We start from the raw sequence: 12,867 nt of genomic DNA, 5'->3' as shown, positions 1-12,867 counted from the left end.
GCGATCACCGCCGCGCCTTCAGGTCGCGGAACAGGTCGCCGAGGATGTCGCGGTAACTGTCCAGCATCGCCGACACGCGCGTCATGCCCTCGGCCTCCTTCGCGGCGAGTTCCCCTCGCCGGTCCAGCGCGTCGAGCGTGAAGGCCAGCGCCTCGTCGTCGGTCATGCCCGTGACCGGGATCATCGTGTCGTAGCCCAGCATGCCGAACAGCCCGCCGAACTTGCGGCTGTAGGCGACGGGCACCACCGGCGTGCCGGAGGAATAGGCGCCGATGCAGGCGTGCATCCGTCCGGCGACGAGGAAGTCGAGCGACGAGATGTAGCTCTTCGCCGCGACCGGATCGGGAAAGTCGGGCACGCGGATGGCCTGCGGATATTCCCTGGCGAGCAGGTCGGGACGGCGGCTGTCGTCGTCCTGCGGCTGCTTCCTCGTGTAGCAGTGCGTGACGATGTGCACCTGCGCGCCGCGCGCTATCAGCGCCTCGATCAGGCGGCGGGTGTAGGCGGCATAGTCGATCGACAGGCCGAAGCGGTTGCTGCCCGTCTCCGCCTCGTGGAACAGCAGGCCCGAGGCGTTGACGCCGACGCGCAGCGTCGCGCCGCCCCGCTCCGCCGCGCGGCTGTCGTACGGCAGCTCGAACGCCACGTCCGCCGCCTGCGCCACCGTGGCGCGCGGGGCGAGCCGCCGCGCCACCGCGAAGGATTGCGGATCGCGTGCGACGGTGGCGCGCGCGCGAGTCATGATGAAGCCCGCGAGCTTGCGGTACTTCGCCTGTTCGAACGGCCCGATCGTCATCGGCGGCAGGATCAGCGGCACGCGCCGCGCCAGCACCATCAGCTTCGTCGACCACACGAAGAAGAAGCGGCGCGGATGGTAGATGTCGGCGAAGCTGTCGCCGCCGCTGATGTCGAGCACCGCGTCCACCCCGCCGAACGCGCGCCACAGGCCGCCGGGCGACACCAGCGAGCGGGAGTTGATCGTCACCGTCGCGACGCGTCCGCCGCCCAGTTCCGGCGCGTCGCGATCGTCCATGCCGATCGAGACGAAGGTGGGGTCCAGCCCCGCCGCGCGCGCCGCCTTCTCGGCGATCGCCATGTTCGCCAGCGTCAGCGCACCGACACCCAGATTGCCCGAGGTGAGCGAGTGGAACAGCAGGCCGATCCGCACGGGCACCCCCCCGGCGGCAGCGGCGGGGGACGGGTCGTGCGGCGTCGGCGTCGCGGTCATCGCTGTCGCGTCTCCAGGGCGGGGGTGCGGGAGGGGCGGCCATTGCGGCCTGCCCGGGAAGGAACGGCGCTTGTAGAGACGCCGCCCGCCGGTCGCAACCGGGGGCGGCGTCGGTGTCGCGTGTGCGGCGCGACGGTCAGAGCGTGAAGTCGTTCGCCGCCAGCGCGCCGATCCCCTTCAGCACGATCGAGAAGTCGGCCACTCCGTCGCCGTTGGTGTCGGCGTGGACGATGCTGTCGCCGCCCACCTTCTCGAACCTGAGCTCGCCCGCCTTCTTCGAGAAGGCCGCGGTGCCGATGAAGGAGAAGGCGTCGTTGGCGGCCGTTCCCGCCTTGGCGTCGATGAGGCTCAGCTCGATCTTGTCGGTGCCGCGCTGGAAGTCGGTGATGACGTCGCGCCCGCCGGCCGCCACGTCCGACGGACGGAAGCGGAAGATGTCGGCCCCCGCGCCGCCGGTCATCGTGTCCATGCCCGCGCCGCCTTCGAGGACGTCCTTGCCCGCGCCGCCGATCAGGATGTCGTCGCCCTCGCCGCCGCTCAGCGTGTCGTTGCCGTCGCCCCCGTTGAGCCAGTCGTTGCCCGCGTCGCCGCGCAGGCTGTCGTCGCCCGCGCCGCCATCCAGCCGGTCGTTGCCCTCGCCGCCGCGCAGCGTGTCGTTGCCGGCCATGCCGAACAGGATGTCGTTGCCGGCCGAACCCGTCATGACGTTGTTCAGCTCGTTGCCCGTGCCGGTCAGCCCCGTGGCGAGGAGCCGCAGGTTCTCCACATGCGCGCCCAGCGTGTAGTCGATATAGGCGTTGACGGTGTCGCTGCCGCCGTTCGCGGTCTCGACGATCGTGTTGACCGCGGCACGGATGACATAGGTGTCGTCGCCCGCCCCGCCGACCAGCGTGTGGCTGTTGGCGGTCCCGCCGGTCAGCACGTCGTCGCCCGCGCCGCCCTCGACCCGGCTGTTGCCGACGGCGGTGGCGGACAGGCGATCGTCGCCCGCCGTGCCCGTCACCAGCTGTTCGGCGAAGGTGCGCTCGCCCGGCTCGTCGACGTAGCCGAGCAGCTTCACCATCTGCGCGACCAGCACGTCGGCGCGGCTCGCCATCCCGCCGGCATGCTTCGACGCCAGCGCGGAGGGGGACACCGTCAGGTCGGCGTCGGCCAGCACCGCGCGCAGGCTGACGTTCAAGCTCGCTGCCCCGGCCGCCTTGCCCAGCCCGCCCAGCTGCATCGCGAACGCCTTGCCGACGTCGGCGCTGATCGCCTCCGCCAGCACGTTGCCCTTCTTCACCACCGTCGGCGATGCCGTGTAGATGAAGCCGGTCGCCTCGTTGTCGGTCACGGTTGCATTGGTGAGCTTGTCGACGCGGATATTCGATTTCTGTCCGTCGATCGCGATCACATTGTTGTTCGCGATGGTCACGTCGTTGGCGCTCATGACGGCGATACCGTTGCCCATGCCGCCGACGATCGTGTTGCCGGTGACGGTCACGTTCTGGTAGGGCAGGTTCCCCATCTGATCGGTCACGAAGATGCCCTGCATCGGATCGCCGTTGCCGCGCACGATGACATTGTCGGTGATCGTGATGTTGCGCGCGCTCTCCGTCTCGCCCGCCGTCCACAGCTGGATCGCGTCGGGATGGTCGCCGTCGGCGGAGCTGTTGCCCCAGCGGGGATAGAAGTCGGTAAAATAGTTGTTCGAGATGACGACGTTGGACGTGCCCGCGCCGCGCACGGCGTCGGTGCGGATGTCGTGGAAGTTGTTGCCGGTGACTGTCAGGCCGTCGTTGTCGAGGAACGACAGGCCGAGCCAGGCCTGCTGGAACTCCGAATTGGTGACGGCGACGTTCGAGCTGCCGCGCACCATCATCAGGCCCGTGTCGTTGCTGACGTCGCCGTCGAGCGAGCCGTGGACGTGCAGCTTGTCCAGCACGATGTTCGACGAGTTGTTCACCTGGAAGCCGTACATCTTGCCATTCGACGCGAAGTCCAGGTCGCGGAACGTCAGCCCGCTGCTGTTCTTCACCGAAAGGTCGGTGAAGACGGCGGGCTTGTCCGCGTCCGCCGACACGATCGTCACGTTTCCGGCAATCTTCAGGTTGCTGATCTTGACGTTCGAATAGGTGCCGGACGCGACGGTAACGGTGTCGCCGGACTTCGCACGGGCGAGGGCTGCCGTCAGCTGCCCGACAGTGTTTACGGAATAGTTGGCCACGAACCGCGATCCTTGCCTGGGTAGCGCGGGAGGGGGAAAACCGCGCTTTCGTCGCAGCCACAATTACGGGGCAGGCCGTTGCGCCGTGCCTGTCGAAGTGGGTTAACGCGCGCGAAACCCCCGACTTACCGGGCGCGGAGGCTGAGACCTTGGTCGAAGGGATCGCCGACGCGGGCGGGCGTGTCAGGCGTCGGACGAGGGCGGCAGCCAGCCCGGGATGCCGCGGCGTCCGCGCAGCCCGTCGATCCAGCCCGCCACGCCGTAGCCGAACTGCCGCCAGCCGCGATGGCGCGCCGACCGCGCCGCCAGCGCAGCCAGGCTGCCGAGCGCGCGCAGCCACGGCATCGAGGCGCCGGTGTCGCGCAGGATCAGCACCTTGTTGCGCTGGTCGAGGTAGACCGGCAGCCGCGGCCGGCGCGAGAAGGCGCCGCCGTCGCCGGTGGTCGTCCCCTGCGCGTGCGCGATCACCGCGCGCGGCTCGATCCCCAGCCGCAGCCCGCGGGCCCGGGCGCGCAGGCACCATTCCACTTCCTCGCCGTAGAGGAAGTAATCGTCGCGCATCGGCCCGGCGACGAGAAGGAAATGCGGCGTGACCATCAGCGAGGCGCCGAGAATATAGTCGAGCGCCGCCGCCTCGGGCGCCGCCGCCGGATCGAAGCGCTCGCCCTTGCCGATCGAGACCGCGCGCGCGATCCGCGGCTCCCACCGGCCGCCATAGGCCTGCACCCGTCCGTCGTCGCCCAGCAGCGTGCCGCCCACCGCGTCGGCACGCCCGTCCGCCAGCGCGGCGAGGAGCAGCGCCATGGCGTCGGGTGCCGGGCGCGCATCGGGATTGACGATCCACCACGCGCCCGCGTCCGGGCGGGCGGCGATGCAGCGGTTGTTGCCGCCGGCGTAGCCCGAATTGCCATCGAAGGGCAGCACCTCCACCCCCTGCCCGCCCGGCAGCGCGCCGCCGACCTGGCGCGCGAGCGCGTCGCGATGCGCCGCGCCGCCGTTCTCGCACACGACCACGTCGAAATCGGCGTGCGTCGAGCGCGCCAGCGCCGCCAGCGCGCCGGCGATGTCGCCGGGGTTGCGGAAGCCGACCAGGCAGACGGCCACGTGAACGGGCGCGCCGCTCGTCACCGCGATCGTCCCAGCCACAACCGGTGCGCGTCGGCGAAGCGCCACAGCCGCAACCGCGCCAGCGTCGCCAGCGCGCGCCACCGCTCGACACGATTGTCCAGCGTGGCGGCGCGCCAGACCCGCGGCGCGTGGAGCAGGATCGACGGCGGCAGCCCCCAGCTGCGCGCCAGCCAGCGCACGCCGCCGCCGCGCCGCTCGAGCGTCGTCGCATGCGCCTCGCGCTGGAGGCGCTGCCACTTGCGCTTGAGTTCCGCCCAGTCGGCACGGGCGGGATGCCGGATGGCGGCATCGTCGGCGTAGGCGAGCCGATAGCCCGCCGCGACGGCGCGGCGGCACCAGTCGAGGTCCTCCGCCACCTCGGTCCGGAACCCGCCGACCGCGTCGAACACCGCACGGCGGGTGAACAGGTTGGCGGTGACGCTGAAGTGCAGCTGCTCGACATAGCGGCGGTTGTCGAAGGCGAAGACCTGCTCGAACGCCTCCGCCCCGCTACGCCGGCCGGGCGCGCGCACCGACACGTCGACGCGTCCGCCGACGAGGTCCGCGCGCGCCAGCGCCGCCACCCCGCCCGCCAGCCAGCCCGGTGCCGCCACGCAGTCGCTGTCGATGAAGGCGAGCAGCGGGTGGCGCGACGCGGCGACGCCCGCGTTGCGCGCCGGCCCGGCGCCGCGATCGCGGCAGATCGTCAGCGCGGCGCGCCCGGCGATGCGGTCGCGCAGCACGGCCTCCCCGCACGGCGAGCCATTGTCCGCCACGACGATCTCCACCCGCTCGCGCGGCAGCGTCTGCGCCGCCAGCGACGCGAGGCACAGGTCCAGCCGGTCGAGGTCGTCGTAGTGCGGAACGACGATGCTGACGCGATCATCCATGCGCGGCGCGTCCCCGGCGGCACGGCGGACGCGCGGCATCGGGCATGCGCCGGTGCGCGCTGCCGGGCTCCTGCCCCGCCGGGTTCCGCATCCTCGTCTCCGCCCTGCCCGCCCTGTCCGCCTGCGCGCCGGTCTGCCGAGCGGCGGACGGCGTGTCCAGCGTCCTGTTCCGGCCCGCCATGCGGCGAGCGGATTCGAGTCCCCGGCAGGAGGAGCGGCGCGCCCGTTCCCCCGCGGGCCTCGCGCCCCTATCCTGCGGCGGCCAGCAGGGTGCGATCAGCGGGGGCGCGACGATGCAGAACACTTCCCACGCCGTGATGGCGCAGCGGGTAGAGCCGGCCGACAGTCCGGACGATTTCCCGACCCCGCCCTGGGCCACGCGGGCGCTGATGGAGCACGTGATCCCCGGCGAGACGCGTGCGATGACCTGCCTCGAACCCGCCTGCGGGGCGGGGCACATGGCGCGGGTGCTGCGTGAGTATTTCGCCGAGGTCCGCGCCGCCGACGCCCACGACTACGGTTTCGGCGAGGTGCGCGACTTCGTCGTCCACCCGGTGGAGGTGGGGCAGGTCGATTGGGTGATCACGAACCCGCCCTTCCGGCTGGCGGAGGAATTCGTGTCGCGATCGTTGCAGGTCGCGCGCCGCGGCGTCGCCATCCTGGCGCGCACCGTCTTCCTCGAGAGCGCGGGCCGTTACCATGGCATCTTCCGCGAGCGTCCACCGGCGCGCTTCGCGCAGTTCGTCGAGCGCGTGCCGATGGTGAAGGGCCGGCTGGACGCGAAGGCGACCACGGCGACCGGCTACGCCTGGTTCGTGTGGCTGAAGGAGCACGACGGCCCGCCGCGGCTGCAATGGATCCCGCCGTGCCGCCGCGCACTGGAGCGACCCGGCGACTATCCCGCCGGACCCGACCGGCGCTACCGCTCGTCCGCGTCATAGTCGACGCAGGCGGTGTTGAGCGCGGTGAGGGCGCTGCCCGCGTCGCCGCCCGCCAGCAGCGCCACCGCGCTGCGCACCGCAGCCCGCAGGCGACGGCCCTTCACGCCCGGCGGGCCGGAGGGCGGCAGGTCGGCCTCGGGCGCGGGATCGAGCGTGCCGTACTCGCCCTTCTTCACCTCCGCGATGCGCCCCTGGTTGACGCCGTACCAGGCCGCGACGTCATGGTTGCGGTCGCCCCGCGCCACCATGCCCAGGACGATGCGCGCCTGCTTCTTCGTCAACCGGATCCCGCTCGATCGCTTCGCCATGATGTCGCCTCCCGTGGATGGAAAGCGGAGGCAGGTAGCGCCAGGATGATGCGGCGGGTGGCGGACCGCATCCGGTTCGGACCCATCGCCCGGCAGGCGGATCGATCCACCGCGAAATATTTTCGTTCGCGCCCTGTTCCCTTGCATATCGCGCAGCCCGCGGAAGTCCGCGCGTCGCCGTAGACGTGCCTGACGAGCCGCGGCGCGGGTGCGGCGAACCGAATGGTGAAAGGGCCGGATACGCTCTTGCTTGCCGCTGCGGTTTTGCACAATCTGTAGCGGTTGGTTCGGGGGCGGACCCAAATTGTGGTAGCGGACAGCGCGGCGTGACCACGCCGACGCGGTCGCTGCCGCGGGTTCGCCCGGCCTCGATGGTCGCTTTTTGTTCTGCCGGGCGGCAGACCCGTGTAGGGTGCGCAAAGCGGCCGCGATTCGGAACCGATTGAGAACGTTTGAGGAGCGCCGCGGCGATGGATTTCAGCAACACGGGCAGCGAAGCCATGACCAGCGAGACGATGACCGCGGAGACGACGGGGAGCGCGACGGGCGTCGACGCGCCCGATGGCGCGCGCCGCCCCTTCGCGCTGGAGGTGGACCACGGCCGCGACGCGCTGCTGACCGACTTCGGCAAGGAGACGCTGAAGGACCGCTACCTGCTGCCGGGCGAGAGCTACCAGGACCTGTTCGTCCGCGTCGCCAGCGCCTACGCCGACGACGCGGCGCACGCGCAGCGGCTGTACGACTATATCTCGAAGCTGTGGTTCATGCCGGCGACGCCGGTGCTGTCGAACGGCGGCACCGGGCGCGGCCTGCCGATCTCCTGCTACCTCAATTCGGTGCCCGACAGCCTGAACGGCATCGTCGACACCTGGAACGAGAACGTGTGGCTGGCCAGCCGTGGCGGCGGCATCGGCACCTACTGGGGCAACGTGCGCGGCATCGGCGAGCCGGTGGGCCTGAACGGCAAGACCAGCGGGATCATCCCCTTCGTGCGCGTCATGGACTCGCTGACCCTCGCGATCAGCCAGGGGTCGCTGCGCCGCGGCTCGGCCGCCTGCTACCTCGACATCTCGCATCCCGAGATCGAGGAGTTCCTGGAGATCCGCAAGCCCTCGGGCGATTTCAACCGCAAGGCGCTGAACCTGCACCACGGCGTGCTGATCCCCGACGCCTTCATGGAGGCGGTGCGCGACGGCGCGGAATGGACGCTGCGCAGCCCCAAGGACCAGTCGGCGCGCGGCACGGTGGACGCGCGCGCGCTGTTCCAGAAGCTGGTCGAGACGCGGCTGGCCACCGGCGAGCCGTACATCGTCTTCGCCGACCACGTGAACCGGAACATGCCGCGCCACCACCGCGAGCTGGGGCTGAAGGTGTCGACGTCGAACCTGTGCAGCGAGATCACGCTGCCGACCGGCAAGGACCACCTGGGCAACGACCGCACCGCGGTGTGCTGCCTCTCCTCGCTCAACCTGGAGACGTGGGACGAGTGGAAGGACGAGAAGGGCTTCGTCGAGGACGTGATGCGCTTCCTCGACAACGTGCTGCAGGATTACATCGACCGGCATGAGCCGGGGATGGAGCGCGCGGCCTATAGCGCGGCGCGCGAGCGCTCCGTCGGCCTGGGCGTGATGGGCTTCCACTCGTTCCTCCAGGCGCGCGGGATCGCGTTCGAGGGGGCGATGGCGAAGAGCTGGAACCTGCGCATGTTCCGGCACATCGCGGCGCAGGCGAACGAAGCGTCGATGCTGCTGGCGCACGAGCGCGGGCCCTGCCCCGACGCGGCGGAGATCGGTGCGATGGAGCGGTTTTCCTGCAAGATGGCGATCGCGCCGACCGCGTCGATCAGCATCATCTGCGGCGGCACGAGCGCCTGCATCGAGCCGATCCCGGCCAACATCTACACGCACAAGACGCTGTCGGGTTCGTTCGCGGTCAAGAACCCGTACCTGGAGCGGCTGCTGGTCGAGAAGTCGAAGAATTCCGACGCGGTGTGGAACTCGATCCTGGAGCACGGCGGGTCGGTGCAGCACCTCGACTTCCTGTCGCAGGAGGAGAAGGACTGCTTCAAGACCTCGTTCGAGATCGACCAGCGCTGGCTGCTGGAGCTGGCCGGCGACCGCGCGCCCTTCATCGACCAGGCGCAGTCGCTGAACCTGTTCATCCCCGCGGACGTGGAGAAGTGGGACCTCCTCATGCTCCACTTCCGCGCGTGGGAACTGGGCATCAAGTCGCTCTACTATCTGCGCTCGAAGAGCGTGCAGCGCGCGGGCTTCGCCGGCGGGGTGGAGAGCGACAACACGATCGAGAAGCCGAAGTTCGCGTTCGGCGAGACGACGGACTACGACGAATGCCTGGCGTGCCAGTGAGCGGGCGCACCGGCTTTGTGCCAGCAAAGGCGGAGACGCCACGGCGGGCAGCGGGACGAGCGTAGCTCGTCACGTCTGACGGCGTGGCGATGCCAGATCTGACCCTTGTGAAGTCAGGGGCCCATGTCTCTCCCGGCGCGCGATGGCGCTCGGCGAAAACGGCGATAGATCCCTGCCGCGCAGGGACGACGGGATGAAGATGAGCGCGAGCGCCTTACGCGAGACACGAAAAATCCCGGCCCGCACGTGGCGGACCGGGATTTCATCGCGTTCTGCGCGGGGCCGCGTCGTTGGACGTGACCGGTTGGGCCGGTCCCGCCGCCCGACGCGGCGAGTGCCCGGTTTGCTTAGGCAGACGGCGGCCGCCCGTACCTCACTCCGCCTCTTCGAACATGTCGACCGCGTTCTGCGCGGTCGCCGACAGGCGGACGGTGTCGCCCTCCACCGTGGCGACCAGGCCGGCGGGAAGATAATGGTGCTTGGCGCCCTGCCCGTCCTCGGTTGCGGGGCTATCGTTCTTCGTCAGCTTGATCCGCTCGCCGTCGACATGATCGACCGTGCCGACATGGACGCCGTCGGCGCCGACGACGGTCATGTGCTCCTTGATGTTGCTGTGGTCGTGCGTGCTCATCGTCGTTCCTCCGTTGCTCGGTTCGGCACCACAACGACACGACCGGCGATTGGATGCGTAGCATGAGTATCGACACCCTCCCACTCGAGAGCGCGATCATGTTCGCGGTCGCCGCGGTGCTGGCGCTGGCCGGCGCGTGGATGCTGTTCCAGCTGCGCCGCCCGCTCTCGCCGGGGCGCACCTACGCCTATCGCATGACCGGCATCATGGCGCTGTCCGGCGGCGCGGTGCTGGGGATGAGCGCCGCCGCCATGTGGCAGTGGAGCGCCTCGCCGTGAATTCTACCCCGTTCCTTCCTATCTTCCCTGTTCCAGCGGAGTAACCCCATGTCCCTCCTTCTCGCCTCCAAGCAGTACAAGCCGTTCGAATACCCCTGGGCGTTCGAGTTCTGGAAGCGCCAGCAGCAGCTCCACTGGCTGCCCGAGGAAGTGCCGCTGGGCGAGGATTGCCGCGACTGGGCGCAGAAGCTGAGCGACCACGAGCGCAACCTGCTGACGCAGATCTTCCGCTTCTTCACCCAGGCGGACGTGGAAGTGCAGGACTGCTACCACGAAAAGTACGGCCGCGTCTTCAAGCCGACCGAGATCAAGATGATGCTGACGGCGTTCAGCAACATGGAGACGGTGCATATCGCGGCGTACAGCCACCTGCTCGACACGATCGGGATGCCGGAGAGCGAGTACGGCGCCTTCCTCGAATATAGCGAGCTGAAGGACAAGCACGACTATCTGCAGAACTTCGGCGTCGACAGCGACGAGGACATCGCGCGCACGCTGGCGATGTTCGGCGGCTTCACCGAAGGCGTGCAGCTGTTCGCCAGCTTCGCGATGCTGATGAACTTCCCGCGCTTCAACAAGATGAAGGGCATGGGGCAGATCGTCAGCTGGTCGGTCCGCGACGAGAGCCTGCATTGCGAGGGTATCATCAAGCTGTTCCACACCTTCACCAAGGAGCGCAACTGCCTGACCAAGGCGGTGAAGGACGACATCGCCGACGTGTGCCAGACGACGATCCGGCTGGAGGACAATTTCATCGATCTCGCCTTCGAGATGGGACCGGTGAACGGCATGACGCCCAAGGATATCAAGAAGTACATCCGCTTCATCGCCGACTGGCGCATGGGCCAGCTGGGCCTGAAGCCGATCTACATGATCGACGAGCACCCGATCCCCTGGCTCACCCCGCTCTTGAACGGCGTGGAGCACGCCAATTTCTTCGAGACGCGCGCGACCGAATATTCGAAGGCCGCGACGCGGGGCCAGTGGAACGAGGTATGGGATTCGTTCGACAAGCGGCAGAAGGCCAAGGGCGCGAAGCCGGCGAACGAGGACGCCGACACCGGCGAGGGCGACATGTTCTCGCGCGCGGGCGTAGCGGCGGAGTGAGGCGCGACGGGTGACGATTCGGCGAGGCCGGCGGTGCCGGCCACGCCGACCAGCCACTGCCGGGATAACGGCGGCGCGTGTGGACGATCGTCAGGACGTCGATCTCGCTTTCTGACACGACCGGACAGACGATGAGGTAAGGCAAGCGCACGCCGGAGAATCCCCACGTCCCGTCGACCCGACCGGCACGGCCGAGCAGCGGAAATTGGCCGAACATCATCGCTGTCTGCACGATGCGTGCGACGACGCGATCGGCCGCTCTCCCGCTACCTTCCGCCACCCAATCCCGGATGACGCGCAGATCGTCATAAGCCTGCGGCGTAAAGCTGACGTTCAAGCCGACAGGTCGCTCAAGACTCGCTCGATCGGGATCATCGTCGAGCGATCGCGGCTCTGCTCTCGTCCACGAGCCAACTTCTCGCGCACGAACGCGTCAAGATCCTGGTCGGCGGGCGCCCCTGCGTTCGCATCGAGCTTCTCGTGCATATCGACACCCGGCCTCATCACGCCGATCATAACGCTTCCGGCGGGCAGAAGACACGCCTTGTCCGAAGACGGCCCTCCATTCTCTTCCGTCACGTCCCCGCCCTCCCCATCTCGCGCGGCATGGGCGGACGAGTGAAGCGCAGGGCCGGGCTCGCCGCGGCGGCGGTGCTGGCGCAGCGAGAGGGAGCGCCTTCCACCTGCGCGCTGTGCGACCGCGCGCTGGGCAGCCGTGTCGAGTGGCACCATGTCGTGCCCAAGAGCGAGGGCGGGACGGCAACGGTAGCGGTCCACCCGATCTGCCACCGCGCGATCCACGCCGCCGCGTCCAACGCCGCGCTGGCGAAGGCGGGCAGCATCGCGGCGATCCGCGAGCTCCCCGCGCTCGCGCGCTTCCGCGCCTTCGTCGCGGGCAAGCCGCCCGACTTCCACGCCCCGACGCGGCGCATGCGGGAGCGCGATTGAGGCGCTCGCGTGGCGTGGGTGTTGCCATGCGGCGGCAATGCGGCAGCCTTGTTCATCTCGCTGACAGAAAGCGTTGCCGCGATGCAACAATGGCGGATTTCCGCGACTTTCGTCCGGTTGCGACGCAACCTCCGCGATCGACCGGCATTGAGCCACGCATCGGAAAGGCCGGGCGAAGGATGCACCGCCGCCGATCACGAGAGACAAAGGAACACCTCTATGCGTACGCTCACCCTGGCGGCCGTCGCCGCTGCCGCTTCGCTGTTCGCCGCTCCCGCCATGGCGCAGGACATGCCGGCCGATCAGGCCCCCGCCCCCTACGAGAGCGAGGGCGCGACCGCGCCGGACGGCACGAAGGCGTTCGGGATCGAGCCGTACGTGGCGATCCGCGGCGGCTGGGAGCAGTTCGACAGCGAGCCCAACGACGCCGGCATCCCGGGCGTCGATCGCCGCAACAAGCTGAACGGCTCGCTGGTCGAAGGGATCGTCGGCGCCAACGTGCCGCTGGGCGCCTTCTTCATCGGCGCCGAGGGCAACGTCGCGAAGGGCGTGTCGGGCGACATCGACTGGCAGTACGGCGCCGCCGGCCGCTTCGGCCTGCGCGCGGGCGAGAGCGGGCTGTTCTACGGCAAGGTCGGCTACCAGTGGGTCAACTTCGCCAAGCGCGTGAACACCGACCGCGACTATAACGACGTCACCTACGGCGTCGGCTTCGAGGTCGGGCCGAAGGACATCGGCCTCGGCGGCATCACCGGCAATTCGGGTCTGCGCCTGCGCGGCGAGGTCCAGAGCCTGGGCTGGGTGAACAGCTTCCGGCCCACGCTGGGCGTCGTCGCCCACTTCTGATCGCCGGTTCG

13 protein-coding genes and 1 pseudogene are annotated in these 12,867 nt (G+C 69.4%); 6 read left to right on the top strand and 8 right to left on the bottom strand.

Annotated elements, in window-relative coordinates:
• Positions 1 to 4 precede the first annotated feature (4 nt).
• From HBH26_RS05805 to HBH26_RS05790, 4 genes are all read right to left on the bottom strand, one after another.
• Entirely contained in the window at positions 5 to 1,228 is a 1,224-nt protein-coding gene (locus tag HBH26_RS05805) for a polysaccharide pyruvyl transferase family protein (RefSeq protein ID WP_168133662.1), read from the bottom strand.
• A gap of 136 nt (positions 1,229 to 1,364) precedes the next feature.
• On the bottom strand, positions 1,365 to 3,434 hold the full coding sequence (locus HBH26_RS05800; protein ID WP_168133661.1) for a right-handed parallel beta-helix repeat-containing protein: 2,070 nt from the start codon (positions 3,432 to 3,434) through the stop codon (positions 1,365 to 1,367).
• A gap of 183 nt (positions 3,435 to 3,617) precedes the next feature.
• On the bottom strand, positions 3,618 to 4,580 hold the full coding sequence (locus HBH26_RS05795; RefSeq protein WP_338057259.1) for a glycosyltransferase family 2 protein: 963 nt from the start codon (positions 4,578 to 4,580) through the stop codon (positions 3,618 to 3,620).
• Complete coding sequence (locus HBH26_RS05790; RefSeq protein WP_209308359.1) at positions 4,559 to 5,431, bottom strand: glycosyltransferase family 2 protein; 873 nt, start codon at positions 5,429 to 5,431, stop codon at positions 4,559 to 4,561. Before HBH26_RS05790 ends, HBH26_RS05795 begins: the two co-directional genes overlap by 22 nt.
• Positions 5,432 to 5,475: 44 nt before the next feature.
• Between HBH26_RS05790 and HBH26_RS05785 the strand changes: the two genes are divergently transcribed.
• Positions 5,476 to 6,372, top strand: a complete 897-nt coding sequence (locus HBH26_RS05785; protein ID WP_209308358.1) for a class I SAM-dependent methyltransferase — start codon at positions 5,476 to 5,478, stop codon at positions 6,370 to 6,372.
• Here the strand turns inward: HBH26_RS05785 and HBH26_RS20390 are convergent.
• Positions 6,351 to 6,680 (bottom strand): hypothetical protein, encoded by a 330-nt coding sequence (locus HBH26_RS20390; RefSeq protein ID WP_209308357.1) that lies wholly within the window; start codon positions 6,678 to 6,680, stop codon positions 6,351 to 6,353. The genes HBH26_RS05785 and HBH26_RS20390 overlap by 22 nt on opposite strands.
• A 470-nt stretch (positions 6,681 to 7,150) precedes the next feature.
• Between HBH26_RS20390 and HBH26_RS05775 the strand changes: the two genes are divergently transcribed.
• On the top strand, positions 7,151 to 9,046 hold the full coding sequence (locus HBH26_RS05775; RefSeq protein WP_168133660.1) for a ribonucleoside-diphosphate reductase subunit alpha: 1,896 nt from the start codon (positions 7,151 to 7,153) through the stop codon (positions 9,044 to 9,046).
• Positions 9,047 to 9,419: 373 nt separating this feature from the next.
• Here the strand turns inward: HBH26_RS05775 and HBH26_RS05770 are convergent, their stop codons facing one another.
• Positions 9,420 to 9,677 carry a DUF2171 domain-containing protein gene (locus tag HBH26_RS05770; RefSeq protein WP_168133659.1) on the bottom strand — a complete coding sequence of 86 codons (258 nt, stop codon included), beginning with the start codon at positions 9,675 to 9,677 and terminating at the stop codon, positions 9,420 to 9,422.
• A gap of 62 nt (positions 9,678 to 9,739) precedes the next feature.
• Here HBH26_RS05770 and HBH26_RS05765 point away from each other — a divergent pair, with 62 nt between their 5' ends.
• Both HBH26_RS05765 and HBH26_RS05760 read left to right on the top strand, forming a co-directional pair.
• Positions 9,740 to 9,955: a hypothetical protein gene (locus HBH26_RS05765; protein WP_168133658.1), complete on the top strand. Its 216-nt coding sequence runs from the start codon at positions 9,740 to 9,742 to the stop codon at positions 9,953 to 9,955.
• A 48-nt stretch (positions 9,956 to 10,003) separates the two neighbouring features.
• Positions 10,004 to 11,062 (top strand): ribonucleotide-diphosphate reductase subunit beta, encoded by a 1,059-nt coding sequence (locus HBH26_RS05760; RefSeq protein ID WP_168133657.1) that lies wholly within the window; start codon positions 10,004 to 10,006, stop codon positions 11,060 to 11,062.
• Between the two features lie 76 nt (positions 11,063 to 11,138).
• Here the strand turns inward: HBH26_RS05760 and HBH26_RS05755 are convergent.
• Together HBH26_RS05755 and HBH26_RS05750 are read right to left on the bottom strand one after the other, a co-directional pair.
• Positions 11,139 to 11,399: pseudogene (locus HBH26_RS05755) on the bottom strand (type II toxin-antitoxin system RelE/ParE family toxin); the annotation flags it as partial.
• Positions 11,396 to 11,578, bottom strand: coding sequence for a hypothetical protein (locus HBH26_RS05750; RefSeq protein WP_168133656.1), 183 nt, complete (start codon positions 11,576 to 11,578; stop codon positions 11,396 to 11,398). The pseudogene HBH26_RS05755 and the gene HBH26_RS05750, both read right to left, overlap by 4 nt.
• Positions 11,579 to 11,680: 102 nt before the next feature.
• On the opposite strand from HBH26_RS05750, the gene HBH26_RS05745 reads away from it, so the two are divergent.
• Both HBH26_RS05745 and HBH26_RS05740 read left to right on the top strand, forming a co-directional pair.
• Positions 11,681 to 12,010, top strand: coding sequence for an HNH endonuclease (locus HBH26_RS05745; RefSeq protein ID WP_338057258.1), 330 nt, complete (start codon positions 11,681 to 11,683; stop codon positions 12,008 to 12,010).
• Between the two features lie 219 nt (positions 12,011 to 12,229).
• Positions 12,230 to 12,856: an opacity protein gene (locus HBH26_RS05740; RefSeq protein ID WP_168133655.1), complete on the top strand. Its 627-nt coding sequence runs from the start codon at positions 12,230 to 12,232 to the stop codon at positions 12,854 to 12,856.
• Positions 12,857 to 12,867 lie beyond the last annotated feature (11 nt).

This window comes from Sphingomonas corticis (genome assembly GCF_012035195.1).
GTDB classification, from domain to species: Bacteria; Pseudomonadota; Alphaproteobacteria; order Sphingomonadales; family Sphingomonadaceae; genus Sphingomonas; species Sphingomonas corticis.
The sequence above is the reverse complement of the archived record's forward strand: the minus strand, read 5'-3'. Positions and strand labels throughout refer to the sequence as shown.